This is a genomic window from Gardnerella sp. DNF00257, assembly GCF_049262745.1.
Lineage (GTDB): Bacteria > Actinomycetota > Actinomycetes > Actinomycetales > Bifidobacteriaceae > Bifidobacterium > Bifidobacterium piotii.
In genome coordinates this window covers 678,692-695,681 of the sequence record NZ_CP058403.1, presented here as the reverse complement: position 1 = coordinate 695,681, position 16,990 = coordinate 678,692, and the positions used below count along the sequence as shown (strand labels likewise).

The window sequence follows — 16,990 nt, the reverse complement described above, 5'->3', positions numbered from 1 at the left end:
GCATTAAAAGGCTTCTTAAAATTCTAAGGAGCCTTTTAATTATTGACTTTATTTATTGTCATCGGATTTATGAAGAATGGCGCGAATTTGAGATAAACGTTGTGAAATCTCGTGCTCGTAGCCGCGATTATTTGGGTGATAATATTCGCGGCCAACTAGCTCATCTGGCATATATTGTTGAGAAGCCACAGCTCCTGGGTAGTCGTGAGCATACTTGTACCCATCGTGATTTCCCCAGCTTTTCATTAAAGCAGTTGGAGCATTTCGCAAATGAAGAGGCACTTGACCAATATTTCCAGCATCAACATCTTGCAAAGCCTTATTAATCGCATTATAGCTTGCGTTTGATTTAGGAGCAGTTGCTACAGCAATCACAGCTTCCGAAAGAATAATCCGCGCTTCTGGCATGCCAATTAGAGCAACAGCTTGAGCTGCAGCAACAGTTACTTGCAAAATTTGCGGAGCCGCCATACCAACTTCTTCGGCAGCAGCAATCATAATTCGCCTTGCAATAAAACGCGGGTCTTCCCCAGCTCTAAGCATTCGCGCTAAATAATGCAAAGAAGCGTCAACATCACTTCCACGCATTGACTTAATAAAAGCAGAAATCACATCGTAGTGGTCGTCGCCATCTTTGTCGTAGCGAACTGTAGTAGTATCCATTACGTTAGAAACAACATCTGCAGTAATAACAGGCTTCTTTTTGCCATGTTGCAACGCAACATCTCCTGTTACAGCTCCCGCAGCCGCTTCTAAAATCGTAAGAGTTTTGCGAGCGTCTCCCCCACTTAAACGAATAATTGAATCTATTGCATCGTCATCAATCTTAAGCTGATTATTAAGACCATTTTCGCTAGAAATTGCGCGTTCAATAAGCGTGCGCAAATCTTCTACACTAAGCGACTCAAGTTTAACAACTACTGATCTACTAAGTAGTGGCTTAATGATTGAAAAACTTGGATTTTCGGTAGTAGCTCCAATAAAAGTTACATCGCGATTTTCTACGCTTGGAAGCAAAGCATCTTGCTGTGATTTAGAAAAACGGTGAACTTCGTCAATAAACAGAACTGTTTCTTGACCTTTACTAACTAAACGCTCATGCGCGCGATCTAGCACCGCTCTAACATCTTTGACTCCAGAAGTTACAGCAGAAAGCTCTTCAAACACGCGACCAGACTGTTGAGCCACAATATAAGCAAGCGTAGTTTTACCAACACCTGGAGGCCCAAACAACACAACAGAACTTGGAGATGTAAGAGAACCTTTAGATTGAGGATTTGCAAGCCTGCGCAAAGGCGAACCATCTTTTAGCGCATGAGTCTGCCCAAGAACGTCTTCGATAACGCTCGGTCGCATACGCACAGCCAATGGACGTGTTACATCGCTAGGCGCACTACTTGCTGTAAATAAATCCTGAACCATAATCTAAGTATACTCAATCCATAGAACAAACGTTCGACTATATTTTAGATTTTGCATAAAACATAAGTAAAATATAAGCAAAACGCAAATAAAACTTAAGTAAAACAACACTAAACGTGCGACACGCTGTAGTCAAAGAACACAACTTCGCCTGTATCTTGTGTGGAATCCAAATCAACAATTCCAGTAATAGCCCAATTATGGTCTCCGTCCGAATCGTCAATAATCTGCCGAACTTTCCACGAATGCTCACTTTTTTCTAGAGAATCATCCAAAATAAACAAGTCGCCGCCACGAGCTTTGGCATCTATCCCAACATACTCATGTTCATCGTAATAGTCGTCAAGCACATCATTCCACTCGTGAACGCCGTAACCCCAAGCTTTGTCAAGCTCTCCTAAAACATCCGCATCTTCCAAATCCATAAGTTGCACGCGGCGGAACATTGCGTTTCTAATCAACACAATAAGTCCTCTTCGATCCGCAACAACAGACTCAGCAGTTGAAGGCGCAGCCATAGTTACAGCACTAGCTTCAGCGTCCGATCCTCCAGCACTCTCCCACTCGTCAACAAGACTTGAATCAATAGAGCGCACAACAAGACGAAGCCACGAAATAATATCGCGCAATTCTTCGTTAAGCATGTCTTCTGGCACAGTGCGAGCAAGCGAACGATAAGCGTCTGAAAGGTAACGAAGAAGCGTTCCCTCGCTTCTAGCAATGACATAGCGCGAAATATAGCCAGTAAAATCGGAGGCGGTTTCAACCATGTCTCGAAGCACAGATTTAGGCTTAATCCAGTAGTCGTTTGCCCACGGAACATCTTTGCGATATTGCGCAAAAGCAGGCTCAAGCAAATCTTCAAGAGGCTTAGGGTAGCTAACTTCCGCCAAGCGTTCCATGCGCTCCTCGTAATCAATGCCATCATCTTTCATGCCAGCCATTGCAGCGTCGCGAGCCTTACGCTCTTGAGCGCGAAGAACAGGTTTAGGGTCATCTAAAGTTGCTTCAACCATAGAAATTACGTCAAGCGCGTAACTTTCAGATTCTGGGTCTAGAAGTTCCAAAGCAGCAAGCAAGAACGGCGAAAGTGGCTGATCTAGCGCAAAACCTTCTGGCATAGCAACATCAAGATCATAATCGCAAGAACCATCCGAAAGCTCTCTACATTCAATAACTTGAGTGTCAAGCAAAGTTCGGAAAATATCGTTGCAACGCTCGAGCAATTTCTCTTTATCTTGCGGCTTTTGCGCACTATCTTCAATAAGTTTTTCAACGCGTGCTCTAGCGTCTCCGCCTTGCGTAACTTCGTTCAAAATCATTGAGTGAGTTACAACCATGTGCGGATTCAAAGTTTCGGGAGCGCTTTCAATAAGCTTAGTAAACGTTTGCTCACTCCAAACAACAAATCCTTCTGGAGCCTTCTTACGCTTAACTTTTTTAAGCTTTTTAGGATCGTTTCCAGCTTTTGCAACAGCGCGCGCATTCTCAATCTCGAACTCTGGAGCCTCGCTAACCACTAAGCCTTCGGTATCAAACCCCATTCTGCCTGCGCGACCTGCAATTTGGTGAAACTCGCGAGCGCGAAGCTTTCGACTACGGTTACCGTCAAATTTTGTAAGAGCGGTAAGCACAACAGAGTGAATCGGCACGTTAATACCAACGCCAAGAGTGTCTGTTCCGCAAATAACTGGCAGCAACCCCTGTTGTGCAAGCTGTTCGACGAGCCTGCGGTAGCGCGGAAGCATACCAGCATGATGTACGCCAACTCCTGTGCGCAGCAGCCTTTGCAAAATTTTGCCGAATCCTGTAGTAAATTTAGTGCCTTTAATTGCTTGCGCAATTTTGTCTCGCTGATCTTTGCTAGAAACCCCCGTGCTTGCAAGCGCTTGAGCTGTTTCTAGAGCTGCGTCTTGCGAAAAATGAACTACGTAGATTGGCGTTAAACCCTTGTTAAATAATAGTTCTACAGTTGTTGCAAGCGGCTTATCTGTGTACTCGTATTCTAGTGGAATTGGCCTTGGAGCGTTAGCAATAATATCAACACTACGATTTGTTGATTTTTCTAGGCGCTGTGCAATATCTGACACGTCTCCAAGAGTTGCGCTCATAAGCAAAAATTGCGTGTTTGCAAGAGTAAGTAGCGGCACTTGCCAAGCCCAACCGCGCTCTGGGTCTCCATAGTAGTGGAATTCGTCCATTGCAACGCAATCAACTTTTGCGTTTGTGCCTTCGCGTAAGGCTTGATTTGCTAAGATTTCTGCAGTGCAGCAGATTATTGGAGCATCCGCGTTAATATGCGAGTCGCCAGTAATCATGCCTACGTTGTCTCGCCCAAAAATCGCAACTAAATCGAAGAATTTTTCGGATACAAGTGCTTTGATTGGCGCAGTGTAGTAGGAGAGTCTGCCAGTGGCAAGTGCTGCAAAATGCATGCCGAGCGCTACTAGCGATTTTCCAGAACCTGTTGGAGTGTTTAAGACTACGTGGTCTCCTGCAAGCAAATCCATAACCGACTCTTCTTGATGCGGCCACAAATCTACATGCTTGTTGGTCTTAACCCAATCAACAAATGCTTGAAAAATTTCGTCTTCGCTAGCATGATGCAAATCAAGAGCTAACTCGCCTAATCCAGCCATATTCCGCTCCTACTTTACTTACGCTTTAATCGCAACTTTAATCGCAGATTTATTTGCAATTTATTTGTGATTTATTTGCGATTAACCTGCGACTTTACTTGCGCTTCTTTTTATCTCGTACTTTTACAGAGATTTGAATAGGAGTTCCCTCAAATCCAAACTCTTCTCGAAGAGAACGCTCAATAAAGCGACGGTAGCCGTGCTCTAAGAAGCCAGTTGTAAATATTACAAAACGCGGAGGGCGCGTAGAAGCTTGCGTTGCAAATAAGATTCGCGCTTGCTTTCCACCTCGCAAAGGATGTGGATGAGCAGACTGAATACGGCCTAAGAAAGCGTTAAGCTTGCCTGTAGGAATGCGCTTATCCCAGTTTTCTAAGGCTGTTCGCATAGCGCGCGCAAGACGGTTAGTATGCCATCCCGTTTTTGCAGAAAGATTAACGCGTTCAGCCCAAGTAACGCGCTCAAACTCAGTTTTCCACAAGCGTTCCATGCGCTGCCTGGAAAATTCGTCCATCAAATCCCACTTGTTAAACACAAGTACGATTGCGCGACCTGCATCTACTGCCTGGCTCATAACTTTTAGATCCTGCTCTGCAATCGGCTGAGAAGAATCAAAAAGAATCAAAGCAAGTTCCGAGCGTTCAATCGCAGCTTGCGTACGTAGTGAAGAATAGTATTCGGCGCCAGTAAGCTTGTGCTGCCTGCGCTTAATACCAGCCGTGTCAATAAACAGCCAATCCTCACCGTCTACGCGCACAACTTCATCAACAGGGTCTCTAGTAGTTCCAGCCAAGTCGTTTACAACAGAGCGTTCTTCGTGAGCCAAATGGTTCAAAAGCGAAGACTTACCAACGTTTGGACGACCTACTAAAGCAACTCTGCGAAGACCTTGCGGAGTTAAGAATCCAGAAGTCTTATTCGCTTTCTTCAAAGACGTAAGAGCCGCGTCAAGCAAATCTCCAACGCCTCTGCCGTGCATTGCAGAAATTCCGTAAGGCTCGCCCATTCCAAGCTTCCAAAACTCTGCAGTCAAATACTCGCTTCTAGCGTCGTCAACCTTGTTAACTGCCAAAGTAATAGGCTTACCAGCAGCGCGAAGCATTGAAACAATACGCTCGTCGGTAGCTGTTAAACCAACTTGACCGTCTACTAGGAAAATCACAGCATCGCTTAAACGCACTGCTACTTGCGCTTGCTGAGCAATCGAAGAATCAATGCCTTCAACATCTGCTTCCCAGCCGCCAGTGTCAACAAGCTTGAAGTTGGTTCCAGCCCACTCAGCGTCGTAGCTTACGCGATCTCTAGTAACGCCTGGAGTATCTTCTACAACAGCAACTCTGTGACCCAAGATACGGTTTACAAGCGTTGATTTTCCAACGTTTGGTCGGCCAATAACGGCGATTACTCCAACCGCTTTTGTATCTTTCGACTCATCTTCGCCTGCTAAATCTCCGCTAAGAAGCGCACGGTCTTCATCGTCAAGATCGTAGCCTTCAAGATTTGCAGCATAACGATCGTACTCATCTTGCTCAATAGCATCGTCAACCATCTCTACAAGCGCGTCAAGAGTCTGCTCAAAAGTCAAATCAGAATTATCGAGAGTTGTAACACCGTCTGCAGCTTTAAGAAAATGCGTAACTTTAGAATCTTTAGCGTCTCGAGCGCGAATATCGTCTTCTTCTAAAGATTCATTATTCTTAGATTCATTATTTTGCGAATTTTCTTGCGCAATATCTTGCTTGTTTCTGCGAGCTTGGCGCACTTCTTCGCGAGCAGTAAGAAGCACTCGAACTTGCGCATTAGGAGCCACAACAGTAGTAATATCGCGGCCTTCTGCAACTATGCCTTCTCCGCCAGAGAAAGAATCCTCAGCTGACTCTGCCGCAATATACGCGCGCTGAGCAGCAATAAGCATGCGTCGAACTGCAGGAATCGAAGAAACAGTAGACACGTGCGAAGAAACTTCGATGGAACGCAATTCTTCGCTAATATCTTCACTATCAATTACGACTACAGGATTTTTTGGATCAACGCTAAATTCAGCATGATCTTCCGTAAACAATGCTCCAACAGCTTCAACAATTTGATTAAAGCGTTCTGCATCTGCCGAATTTGTTGGATTTCCTTCTTCATCCAACTCAAGCTGCTTGCTTAAATCAATTCCTTGCTTTAAGCACCACCATGCGGCAGCTCTATACATTGCACCCGTATCTAAATACGCAAAACCGTAGTATTGTGCTAAAGCGCGAGAAGTAGAAGACTTGCCAACTCCTGCTGGTCCATCAATTGCTACACAAATCACAGGCCAACCTCCTTAGAAAGCGAGCGCACTTCTACTTGCGAAAGCACGCGATAAGACCCAGCTTTTAAGTCGCCCAACTTAATAGGGCCGATTTGCGTACGAACAAGACGCTTTACCGGGAAACCAACAGCTCCAAAAATCCTACGCACAATGCGATTTTTGCCAGAGTGCAAAACAACTTTTACGATTGTTGCATCGTGATTCTGATCGATTATTGCGCATCTGTCTAGCTTAATCCAGCCGTCTTCCAGATTTACGCCTTGCGAAACTAGCCTGCGGCAAACCATTCCGTTGATTTTGCCTTCAACAGTTGCAATATACGTTTTTTCAACTTCGTACTTTGGATGCATAACATGCTGGCTTAGCTCGCCATCGTTGGTCATTAAAATAAGACCTTCCGAATCGTAGTCCAAGCGACCCATGTGGAAAATTCGCTCGTATTTGTCTCCAACAATATCTCTTAAAGTAAAGCGACCTTTTGGATCATCCATTGCGCTCAAAACTCGCTTTGGCTTATTAAGCGCAAGCGTTACAAGCTTGTGATTGAACTTTACTCTGGATCCGTCTACGCGAATTTTTTGCTTACTTGGATCTACTCGAGTTCCGAGTGTTGTTACAAGCTCATCATCCACTTCAACACGCCCATCGAGAATAATCTCCTCACATTTGCGTCTTGAACCAAATCCCGCTTCAGCAAGTAGCTTTTGCAGTCGAACGGCATTTTTGTCATTTGAATGCGCCTGATTGGCGCGGGAATATGCGTTTGGCATCGTTCTCCCAACGTGACCTATTGTATTAATTTAATCTTATTGATGTTTTATTTATGGCCATTTTTGCGTATTTTTTAATAATTTTTAATCATTTTTTAATACTCACAGCAAATTGCCACGTTTTTCTATACTAGCGTATGGCATAGCCGTGATACTATAGCAAACGTTTGGTTGTGTTGCGAATAACAAAACAACATAAAAACAACACAACACGTACACATTAACGTAAGGAATTGTTATGAACAACACTTTGCAAAATAAATGTTCAAATGATGAGCAAAAAGCATCTGCTCCTGCACCTCTTATTTTTAGGATTTTTGCTGAATTTATTGCAAGCGTTTTTGCAATATTTACTATTTACACATTCTCTTCTGTTGTAACAGCAATGTACGGCGTGAACGTTCTTTTGATTGCTGCAGGAACAGGCTTAGCTTACGCAGCAGCAATCAGTATAGCAGCTAAGGTTTCTGGAGGCCACGTTAATCCAGCAGTAACAATCGCTTCTATGCTTACTGGAAGAACCTCTTATATCTCTGGAATTTTATACATTATTGCGCAAGTTCTTGGCGCACTCGTTGCTGCTTCAATAACTGTTTTTATTCTTCCTCAAACTAAAATGGTTCCAGAAAAAACATGGTTTGCTCCTGTTGTAAACGGTTTTGAAAGCGCTTCTATCTCTGCAAATCAGCTAAAAAGCGTTAATGCTTCTTTTGGCGTTATCTCCGCATTAATAGTTGAGATTATTGCAGTTCTTATTATTGTTGCAACAGCAATGACGTATACGCGCGAAGATGGTAGTGCTAAATGCACGTATGCAGCACACATGGGTATTGCATACTCTGTTGGAGCTTTTATTACCTACCAAATTACTGGATCGGGTCTTAATCCTGCTCGCTCTACAGGTATTGCCATTCTTGCACAGTCTAAGAAATTAGCTGCTTCGCCATTAAGCCAACTTTGGGTATTTTGGATTGCTCCTGTTTTTGCAGCAGCTCTTGTTGGATTCATTATGCTTATTAGCAAGCTTGTTCGTTCTTCTTCAAAAGACTCAACCAGTGCTAAAGAATCTAATAATTCTGGCGATTTAAGCTTGGATGATTCTTCCAAAAACACTTCCTCATCTAACGAAGAATCAGAAAATAGCGAGAATAAAGAAGTTAACCCATTTTATAACGAAGACAAATAGTTAAAACAAAATAGGTTACATAAAAACAAAAATAGAAAAATACGTTATTAGCAAACCAAGTCCTAGTGCAATGCTTAGAAAAGAGTCAAAGGCAACGGATCTAACTTTCCAAGGGCTTCGTTGAGAGAAAATTAAGCGTATTATTCCAAGAATGATGGCTGTTGCAGAAATAATAACTGTAGCAGCCATTATTTTTCCTATAAAAGCTAATACAGCGCACACGCATACGATTATTGCTACAATCCATTGCGCGTATGGCTTACCTTCTTTTACTTCCGAAACGTAGATATGATTGTTTGAGTTGCTATTCGCATTGCTATTCGCATCGTGCAATAATTCATCTTTATGATCAAATTTTAATTCGCTATCTTGATTCTTCTGGCTAATTGTCATACTTGTATAATACATAAAAAGCCTTGGAAAGTATATTAAATACAATCCAAGGCTTTTTATGTTAATATGATTAATCGAGCTAATCTAACTGACTAATCAGCTATTTACAGAAATACTAATTTGCAAATAGCGATTGATTTTTAGTGGAAGAAGTGCCTCGTTCCAGTAGTGTACATTGTTACGCCAGCCGCGCGCGCAGCTTCAAACACTTCCTCATCTCTAATAGACCCTCCAGGTTGAACTATTGCACTTACACCTGCTTCTATCAAGATTTGAGGACCATCAGCAAACGGGAAGAATGCGTCGGATGCTGCAACAGAGCCTTTAGCGCGTTCTAATCCATCTGCCAAAGTATTTGCTCTTTCAACTGCAAGATGGCAAGAATCCACACGATTAACTTGACCCATTCCTATTCCAACAGTTGCTAAATCATGCGCAAGCAAAATGGCATTAGACTTTACGCACCTAAGAGAACGCCATGCAAACTCTAAATCTTTTAGGGTTTTTTCGTCTGCTGGATTTCCAGAAACAAGAGTCCAATTTTGTGGATTATCTCCAAAATCGTCAATCTTGTCTGCGCTTTGCACCAACGCGCCTCCGTCAATAGGATGCACTTGCAAGCCTAAAACAGGAGGATTTGCAACCTTTAGGATTCGCAAATTCTTCTTCTTAGTGCGCAATAATTCCAAAGCTTCAGGATCGTAGTCTGGAGCAATAATTACTTCTGTAAAAATTGGACGCACACTTTGTGCCATTTCTAGAGTAACAGTTGAATTGCAAGCAATCACTCCACCGTATGCGCTTACAGGATCGCAAGCGTGAGCCTTCGCATGAGCTTCGGCAGCTGTTGCACCTATTGCTAAGCCGCAAGGATTATTGTGTTTGCAAACAGCAACGGCAATTTGCGGAGCAAAATCCCAAACTGCACGCCATGCTGCATCCGCATCAACATAATTGTTGTAACTCATTGGCTTTCCGCCAAGAAGCTCAGCTTGAGCTAAACCGCCATTATGCAACGGATCAAGATAAAGCCCAGCATATTGATGTGGATTCTCTCCATACCTAAGCTTACGTTCAAGAGTCCATGTTCGCGTGTAGTCACATGGAAGTAACGAATCTTTGCTTGTTTTATCAAGCGAATCATCGCTGTTTTCTGTGTTTTCTATCATGCTTTGTGGCATTGGCCAAGCACTATTAGTCCATTGGCATATTGCAGCGTCGTAAGCGGCTGTATGCTCGAATGCTTTATGCGCTAAGTATTCGCGCTCTTGCAAACTAAAGCCTTCGCCAGAAGCAATTCGATTAGCAAGCAATTTATAATCTGCAGGGTCTGTAATAACAGCTACAGACTTATGATTTTTAGCAGCTGCTCGAATCATTGAAGGTCCACCAATATCGATTTTTTCAATAATGGCATCATTTTTAGCGCCGCTCATAACTGTGTTCACAAAAGGATACAAGTTTACAACTACAGCATCAAATGGCTCAATATTCAAATCTTTAAGCTGCTTTACGTGATCCGAATTGCTCATATCTGCTAGGATTCCAGCGTGAATATGCGGATCGAGAGTTTTAACTCTACCATCTAAACTTTCTGGGAATCCTGTTACATCCGACACTTGCGTAACGCTTACACCCAATTCTTGAAGCTTTGAAGCAGTTGAACCAGTTGAAACAACTTGAGTTCCACACTTTCTAAAAGCATCTGCCAGCGTTTCTAGTCCTTCTTTGCAAAATACTGAAACCAGTACTCGCTTTATTGACCTTTTACCTGTGGTTATCAGCACATCTGCATTTTGTTCTTGCTCATGTATCTGTTGCACCGGTGTTCCTCCTTGTGTTGGATGAGGATTTATTTTTTATTAGCTTTTGAGCTGACTGTTCTAGTTGACTCAAGATTACTAGTTTCAGTTTTGCTCTCAAGCAAAGGTTGATTTTCGGATAAAATTTTATTGCTTAAAAGTCGAATACCAACTATTATTGCGCAAACAAAAAGAATAACAAGCCAAGCAAAGCCAAAACCGTATATTGTTAAATGGCCTAAGGAACGAAGACTTCTACTTACATTAACTCCAACATGTGCTAATCTAAATCTTCCCAAACTACCATTTGCAAATAGAAGCAATACACTCATAACAAGTATTATTGCCATGCAAGATGCTACTAGAACTATTGCAGATTGAACAAATGCAAAAGCTGTTTTCTTCCAGTCTACTTTATTGTTATCAAATATGATTCTAAGGTTGCACAACTTTGAGTACAAAATTATAAACGATGCCAAAATAGCGCACAAAACAAACAATATACTAACCGAAGCTGTTCTATAGAATGAATCTTTTATAGCATCTGGAAATATTGCAAAAAGTGGAATAGGTGGTAACGATTTTTTGCTAACAGAAAAAATACTAAAGCTTGCAATATCTCCAATGTTGAATCCTGCTCCAGAAATCCAAGATAATGCCCATAGTGCAATATTCGGCAACCACACTAAACAGGCAATAGATGTTAAAATCCTAGAACCGATTTGCATTCCTAGCTTAGAAAATGCAATCTCAACGTTGCTTGAACCAACTACACACCAAAAGATGATTGTTAAAAGTGCAACAATTGCGTAAATAACTAAAACACTTACAGAGCAATAAAAACAGATTTTTGCGCATTTAATTATTCGCTCAGAAAAATGCTTTGCCAACTTTTGTTTTATTTGTGCAAACGTAGAAGAATATGGAAAAACAGCAATCATCATAGCCAAAATATACACACAAACACTTTTTAGCAATATTATTGGCAAAGAATCCAACAACTCAATATTAGTATTTTGGGATATTACATAATTTGCAAAAACCCAAACAAATAATCCTATTGAATTGGCTAATTGACCGCCTTTTAGCTTTCTCATTGCAATTGCAAGAGATGAAACTAAAAGAATTGTTAATCCAAGAGGAATAATCGTAAGAACAAAATCGTCAAAACCAAGACCAACACCTTGTGCAAAAAGAAGTACGGCCCATGTTAAAGACATTGATGAATCAGAAAGATTACCAGTTCCTTCTTCAATCGAAATTACTAAAAGCGTTAAAGACATAAACAACCCAACAATAAGAGCAAAAACAAAAATAGCTATTGCTGGAATAGCTAAACCCATCAAAACGCTAATAAGAGAAGATTTTAGTTTTTTCAAAATTGTTTCTCCCCTACGTTCTTAAAGTTTAGACTTGGATTATTTTGGATTATCTATGTATTTAACGCTTTTCCTAAAACTATTATTTGCTGTGTTTAAGCCGGCATTTTCATTAAGCTAGAGCACTTATAGGATTGCAAGTCGCTCATTCCGTTAATGCCCGTTAGCTCCATTACAAAGCAGAATCCAGCAACAACACCTTCGGATCTTTCAACAAGCCTTGCAGCAGCTTTTGCGGTTCCTCCTGTTGCAATCAAATCATCAACAATAAGAACACGCTGGCCAGGTTTAATCGAGTCTTTTTCAATCTCGATTTTAGCTTCTCCATATTCAAGAGAATACGATTCACTAATAACTTCTGGCGGCAACTTCCCTGCTTTTCTTACGGCAACAAAACCCTTATTTAAGCGTGCAGCTAATACTGGGCCAAATAAGAATCCACGAGCTTCAAGACCTGCAACTAAATCAAAAGAATCTTTAGAAACTGGCAAAGAATCAACAAGTGACTCAATAAGAATGTTCATACCACGAGCATCTGCAAATACTGGTAGAAAATCGCGAAAAACAATCTTTGGATTAGGGAATCCTGGAATTGTGCGAACAAGAGATGCTAAATAATTAGCATCTTCACTACTAACATTCTTTAGAGGCTTTACCGTAATATCAGTTGTTGTCATAATCCTAGCGTTCTATTCTAGTTTTCTTTATTTTCATTAGATTCGCTAGATTCTTGAACCTCGTTAGATTCATTGGATTCTTGCGATTCTTGCGATTCGTTATCTTCTGCGCTATTTGCATTATTAGCGCCTTCGGCACTATCTTCTTTATCGTAGCTATTAAAATCTACGCGAACGTAAACCCTGTTAACAGCACGGAAAGATACGCGAAGCAGACTACCTTCTGAATCTAAAACAATCTCTTCGTGATCTGCATCAACGCTAACAACTTTACCAATAATTCCGCCAATGGTTATAACCTCAACACCAGGCTTTAACGAATCATGGAAAGAACGCAATTCAGTTTGGCGCTTTTTCATGTTACGAGATTGGAACCACATGATACCAACCATGGCAATTACAAGAACAATAAGCATGCCATACTGTTGAAAGAATTGGGGCACAATAAACTCCTTAAGTTATCCAACCCTAAGACGGCAAAACACCGTCCAAATCAACTATTTTATGTTATCTATCTGACATTATCGGGTGCTTTAAGACCTAAATGTTGCCAAGCTTTTTCAGTTGCAACTCTGCCTTTAGGTGTTCTAACAAGAAAGCCTTCTCGAACCAAATATGGTTCACAAACAGTTTCCACAGTTTCCGACTCTTCTCCAACCATTGCAGCCAAGTTATTAAGCCCTACAGGACCACCATTAAATTGAACCACAATAGCTTTTAGAACAGCAATATCTAAACGATCAAGGCCTTGAGTATCTATTTGATACAAAGATAAAGCTTCGATTACAGACTCGCGATTTACTTCTTTAAGATTATGTACTACTGCCCAATCTCTAACACGCCTCAAAAGTCTGTTTGCAATTCTAGGAGTTCCCCTAGAGCGCAAAGCAAGCTCTTTTGCCGCTTGGCCTGCAAGATTTACGCCTAAAAGTGCGGAAGAACGCTCAATAAGCTTCTCTAGCTCTTCGTGAGGATAAAAATCCAAGTGAGCAGTAAAACCAAAACGCGCTCTAAGAGGAGAAGGAAGCATGCCTTCTCTAGTAGTTGCGCCAACAACCGTAAAATGAGGCAAAGTAAGCGGTATAGAAGACGCTCCAGGCCCTTTTCCAACCATAACGTCTACTCGAAAATCTTCCATAGCGATATAAAGCAACTCTTCTGCAGCGCGAGGAAGTCGATGAATCTCATCAATAAACAACACTTCACCTGTATCTAAAGAGCTTAAAATCGATGCTAAATCCCCAGCATGTTGAATAGCAGGGCCAGAAGTAACTCGAATAGAAACGCCTAATTCGTTAGCAACAATCATTGCTAAAGTTGTTTTTCCAAGACCAGGAGGACCTGCAAGAAGCATATGATCGGGAGGAACATTACGCAATCTTGCAGCATCCAAAAAAAGTTGCAATTGCGCTTTTAATAAAGGCTGACCAATAAAACCATCCAGAGCATGAGGACGCAACTCCTCATCACTAATTTGCTCGTTTTCTATAGCACTAGAAGATACTATTCTTAATGAATCTTCTGATACGCCAGTATTAACAGATTGCACGTTGTTGATTTTCTCACTGTTGATTTTCTCGCCAAAACTCATAATCCTCACCTGCCTCTATCCAGCGAAGACAAAGCCATGCGCAAAACTGTTGGCATATCTTCATCTCTAATTGGCAAAGAAATATGCTCTTGTTTACAAACGCTTTCCACTGCTTTTTGAGCATCAAACTGCTTCCAGCCTAAAGACATCAATCCAACAACAACTTTTTGCATAGAAGAATCAATAAAGTCGCTTATATTCTTGTTTACATTTTTATCCACGCTATCTTGTGATAATAAAGACACGTCAATAGAGCCTTTAAGCTCGAGGATAATTTTTTGTGCACCCTTTTTTCCCAACCCAGGAGCGGAAGAAAGCGCAGAAACATCTGAATCCGCAATAGCCTTAATCAAACGATCTACGCTTAATGTTGAAAGCAAAGAAAGAGCGACTTTAGGACCTACTCCACTAACTTTTTGTTGAATTTGAAGAAAAATACGCTTTGCAGCCATACTTGTAAAACCATAGAGCGTAATAGCATCTTGACTAACTTGCAAAGACGTATAAACTCTAACTTCTTGACCTTCGCGCAAAGATGATAAATCTGACGAAGGCATATATACCTCGTAGCCAACGCCACAAACACAGACAAGCGCACAACGCGAATCGATAGATTCCACTACGCCATTAAGCATACCGATCATCAGCGCTCACCTTTCAAAATAAATCCCTACAGTCTATAGAACATCTGTTCTATAGACATCCTACATACCTCGCCCGACAGAACTTGATCCGCGCGCCGCACGCAAAGACTCAGCCCACTTTCTTTGAGCATCTGTTAAATGCTGCTCTCGCTCTCCGCCTTGCAATGCGCCTGCAGGCCTAAGAGCATGGCAAATAGCTTGAGCTAAAGCATCGGCAGCATCTGCAGGAGTTGGTAAAACATTAAGATTCAAAAGACGCGCAACCATGCGCTCTACTTGCTCTTTGCCAGCACTACCACTGCCCGCAACAGCAAGTTTAACCTCCGTTGGAGTGTGTAAAGCAACAGGAATACCCCTTTGAGCTGCAACAAGCATAGCGATTCCTGCAACTTGAGCAGTTCCAAGCACCGTATTTCGATTTTCTTGAGCAAACACGCGCTCAATCGAAACAACATCTGGCGAAAACCTCTCGATTTTCTCCACAAGACCATTGTAAATTTCTAGCAATCTTAAATCTTGAGAAGTTTTTGGATTGCTTCTTAAAACATCGACGTGAATAAAAGAAAGCCGACGAGAAACGCCGGCTTCAATCACGCCGACCCCGCAGCGAGTAAGCCCGGGGTCAACGCCCAAAATCATCATTGGAAACTATTCTGCTTCCTCAAGCTGAGCCATAACTTCATCCGAAGCAGTCCAGTTGCTATAAATATTTTGAACATCGTCCAAATCATCGAGATTGTCAATCAAGCGAGACACCTTTTGAGCATCTTCAAAGCTCAACTCAACCTCGTTATTTGGATGCATAACGATTTCTGCAGAATCGTAGTCAAAACCAGCATCTTGCAAAGCCTTACGAACAGTTACCAAATCGCTAGAATCCGTGTATACGGAATACACGTCTCCATCGTCTGCAACGTCTTCAGCACCTGCTTCTGCAGCAATATCAAAAAGCTTGCTATAGTCAACGCCTTCGCTAGGAACTTCAATCAAGCCCTTGCGCTCAAAGTTAAAGCTCACAGAACCACTTGTAGCCAAAGAGCCATTGCCCTTTGTAAGAGTGGAACGAACATCTGCTGCAGCGCGATTACGATTATCTGTAAGGCACTCAATAATCAAGCCAACGCCTGCTGGTGCATAACCTTCGTAAACAATTTCTTCGTAGTTTGCGCCACCTGCTTCTTCGCCAGATCCACGCTTAACAGCGCGCTTAATGTTGTCTGCTGGCATAGAAGCTTTCTTAGCTTTAACGATTGCATCGTACAAAGTTGGGTTACCATCTGGGTCTCCACCACCAAGACGAGCTGCGATTTCAATATTCTTAATAAGCTTGGCGAAAAGCTTGCCGCGCTTTGCGTCGATAGCGGCCTTCTTGTGCTTTGTGGTCGCCCACTTGGAATGACCTGACATGATACTCCTAAAAAGTGTACGGTTACGTAAACGTGATGATTTTAATGCGCTTTAGCGACAAATCGCCAGATCGAGTTTATTTAAGCAAATTTTTAACTTCAAAAATGCGCTGAAAAACAGTTATAGCTCCACCAATGCAAAGAATAATCATTGCCAAGCAAAGCCACAATAACCAACCCGTTAATCCGCTTAATCCCATTGAAACTAGAATTATGGCAACTCTATCGGCGCGAGTAATCAATCCTTTTTTAGCGTCTACTCCAACAGACTCGCCTCTTGCTCTCGCATACGATGTTACAAAAGCAAACATCATAGATACTAGCGAGCACACTAATCCGCAATATCTCAAAAAATTATTCACGTAAAATGGCAAATATAAGCAAATGTTTAGATTATTTGCGCGATATAAACAAATGCAAACACAAGCAAAAAGCGACCAATCTGCAATTCTATCTAGAGTTGAATCTAAAAATGCGCCAAATTTAGTGCCACCATTCTTGTTTGTTAAAGCAGCAACAGAGCCATCTAAAGCGTCTGCAAGAACAAAAATCGTAAGCAAAATAGTGCCAATAAAAAGCTGGCCGCTTATAGAAATAAAAACAGAAGTTGCAACAAGTGCAATGGTGCCAAAAATCGTAACACTGTTAGCGCTACATCCAAATTTAACAAGAAGCTTTGCGATTGGCAAAATAACACGTTTGAATCCACTTCTTAAAGATTCCAACATATTAAGCCTTTCTTTGATTCAAATATAATCATTCAAACACAGCGCTCAAAC

15 protein-coding genes are annotated in these 16,990 nt (G+C 41.8%); 1 reads left to right on the top strand and 14 read right to left on the bottom strand.

Translation table 11 applies throughout. The features are described 5' to 3' along the window. Positions 1–48 precede the first annotated feature (48 nt). The 4 genes from HXT23_RS02550 to HXT23_RS02535 all read right to left on the bottom strand — a co-directional run bounded on the left by HXT23_RS02550 (position 49) and on the right by HXT23_RS02535 (position 7,133). Positions 49–1,422: a replication-associated recombination protein A gene (locus HXT23_RS02550; RefSeq protein WP_422113046.1), complete on the bottom strand. Its 1,374-nt coding sequence runs from the start codon at positions 1,420–1,422 to the stop codon at positions 49–51. 110 nt (positions 1,423–1,532) lie between these two features. Further along, complete coding sequence (locus tag HXT23_RS02545; RefSeq protein ID WP_422113045.1) at positions 1,533–4,061, bottom strand: DEAD/DEAH box helicase; 2,529 nt, start codon at positions 4,059–4,061, stop codon at positions 1,533–1,535. A gap of 94 nt (positions 4,062–4,155) precedes the next feature. Next, the gene (gene der / locus HXT23_RS02540) at positions 4,156–6,363 is read right to left on the bottom strand and encodes a bifunctional cytidylate kinase/GTPase Der (RefSeq protein WP_422113044.1); all 2,208 of its coding nucleotides are present in this window, start codon (positions 6,361–6,363) and stop codon (positions 4,156–4,158) included. Then, complete coding sequence (locus tag HXT23_RS02535) at positions 6,360–7,133, bottom strand: pseudouridine synthase (protein WP_004133164.1); 774 nt, start codon at positions 7,131–7,133, stop codon at positions 6,360–6,362. The genes der and HXT23_RS02535 overlap by 4 nt, the downstream gene beginning before the upstream one ends. A 238-nt stretch (positions 7,134–7,371) precedes the next feature. On the opposite strand from HXT23_RS02535, the gene HXT23_RS02530 reads away from it, so the two are divergent. Continuing rightward, positions 7,372–8,319 carry an MIP/aquaporin family protein gene (locus HXT23_RS02530; RefSeq protein WP_016635296.1) on the top strand — a complete coding sequence of 316 codons (948 nt, stop codon included), beginning with the start codon at positions 7,372–7,374 and terminating at the stop codon, positions 8,317–8,319. A 15-nt stretch (positions 8,320–8,334) separates the two neighbouring features. On the opposite strand, the gene HXT23_RS02525 is transcribed toward HXT23_RS02530, so the two are convergent. From HXT23_RS02525 to HXT23_RS02480, 10 genes are all read right to left on the bottom strand, one after another. Then, positions 8,335–8,712 carry a DUF3017 domain-containing protein gene (locus HXT23_RS02525; protein WP_119529533.1) on the bottom strand — a complete coding sequence of 126 codons (378 nt, stop codon included), beginning with the start codon at positions 8,710–8,712 and terminating at the stop codon, positions 8,335–8,337. Between the two features lie 140 nt (positions 8,713–8,852). Continuing rightward, on the bottom strand, positions 8,853–10,535 hold the full coding sequence (purH, locus tag HXT23_RS02520; RefSeq protein WP_422113043.1) for a bifunctional phosphoribosylaminoimidazolecarboxamide formyltransferase/IMP cyclohydrolase: 1,683 nt from the start codon (positions 10,533–10,535) through the stop codon (positions 8,853–8,855). Positions 10,536–10,564: 29 nt separating this feature from the next. After that, entirely contained in the window at positions 10,565–11,893 is a 1,329-nt protein-coding gene (locus HXT23_RS02515; protein ID WP_116438442.1) for a DUF6350 family protein, read from the bottom strand. Positions 11,894–11,988: 95 nt separating this feature from the next. Next, the gene (locus tag HXT23_RS02510) at positions 11,989–12,570 is read right to left on the bottom strand and encodes an adenine phosphoribosyltransferase (RefSeq protein WP_004130797.1); all 582 of its coding nucleotides are present in this window, start codon (positions 12,568–12,570) and stop codon (positions 11,989–11,991) included. A 17-nt stretch (positions 12,571–12,587) separates the two neighbouring features. Continuing rightward, positions 12,588–13,013 carry a preprotein translocase subunit YajC gene (gene yajC / locus HXT23_RS02505; protein WP_116438443.1) on the bottom strand — a complete coding sequence of 142 codons (426 nt, stop codon included), beginning with the start codon at positions 13,011–13,013 and terminating at the stop codon, positions 12,588–12,590. Between the two features lie 68 nt (positions 13,014–13,081). Beyond that, the gene (gene ruvB, locus HXT23_RS02500) at positions 13,082–14,161 is read right to left on the bottom strand and encodes a Holliday junction branch migration DNA helicase RuvB (protein ID WP_016791976.1); all 1,080 of its coding nucleotides are present in this window, start codon (positions 14,159–14,161) and stop codon (positions 13,082–13,084) included. A gap of 5 nt (positions 14,162–14,166) precedes the next feature. Continuing rightward, on the bottom strand, positions 14,167–14,805 hold the full coding sequence (gene ruvA / locus HXT23_RS02495) for a Holliday junction branch migration protein RuvA (protein ID WP_422113042.1): 639 nt from the start codon (positions 14,803–14,805) through the stop codon (positions 14,167–14,169). 60 nt (positions 14,806–14,865) lie between these two features. Beyond that, positions 14,866–15,447 (bottom strand): crossover junction endodeoxyribonuclease RuvC, encoded by a 582-nt coding sequence (gene ruvC, locus HXT23_RS02490; protein WP_004133171.1) that lies wholly within the window; start codon positions 15,445–15,447, stop codon positions 14,866–14,868. Positions 15,448–15,453: 6 nt separating this feature from the next. Beyond that, on the bottom strand, positions 15,454–16,212 hold the full coding sequence (locus HXT23_RS02485; RefSeq protein ID WP_004113651.1) for a YebC/PmpR family DNA-binding transcriptional regulator: 759 nt from the start codon (positions 16,210–16,212) through the stop codon (positions 15,454–15,456). A gap of 76 nt (positions 16,213–16,288) precedes the next feature. Then, positions 16,289–16,939, bottom strand: coding sequence for a CDP-alcohol phosphatidyltransferase family protein (locus tag HXT23_RS02480; protein WP_004133174.1), 651 nt, complete (start codon positions 16,937–16,939; stop codon positions 16,289–16,291). Positions 16,940–16,990: the final 51 nt, after the last annotated feature.

Bases quoted from the DNA above. Each gene is read 5' to 3' on its own strand.
- ruvC (WP_004133171.1), bottom strand. From the start codon at position 15,447: ATGATGATTTTGGGCGTTGACCCCGGGCTTACTCGCTGCGGGGTCGGC.
- HXT23_RS02550 (WP_422113046.1), bottom strand. From the start codon at position 1,422: ATGGTTCAGGATTTATTTACAGCAAGTAGTGCGCCTAGCGATGTAACA.
- HXT23_RS02545 (WP_422113045.1), bottom strand. From the start codon at position 4,061: ATGGCTGGATTAGGCGAGTTAGCTCTTGATTTGCATCATGCTAGCGAA.
- ruvB (WP_016791976.1), bottom strand. From the start codon at position 14,161: ATGAGTTTTGGCGAGAAAATCAACAGTGAGAAAATCAACAACGTGCAA.
- HXT23_RS02525 (WP_119529533.1), bottom strand. From the start codon at position 8,712: ATGACAATTAGCCAGAAGAATCAAGATAGCGAATTAAAATTTGATCAT.
- ruvA (WP_422113042.1), bottom strand. From the start codon at position 14,805: ATGATCGGTATGCTTAATGGCGTAGTGGAATCTATCGATTCGCGTTGT.
- HXT23_RS02480 (WP_004133174.1), bottom strand. From the start codon at position 16,939: ATGTTGGAATCTTTAAGAAGTGGATTCAAACGTGTTATTTTGCCAATC.
- HXT23_RS02535 (WP_004133164.1), bottom strand. From the start codon at position 7,133: ATGCCAAACGCATATTCCCGCGCCAATCAGGCGCATTCAAATGACAAA.
- HXT23_RS02530 (WP_016635296.1), top strand. From the start codon at position 7,372: ATGAACAACACTTTGCAAAATAAATGTTCAAATGATGAGCAAAAAGCA.
- HXT23_RS02485 (WP_004113651.1), bottom strand. From the start codon at position 16,212: ATGTCAGGTCATTCCAAGTGGGCGACCACAAAGCACAAGAAGGCCGCT.
- HXT23_RS02510 (WP_004130797.1), bottom strand. From the start codon at position 12,570: ATGACAACAACTGATATTACGGTAAAGCCTCTAAAGAATGTTAGTAGT.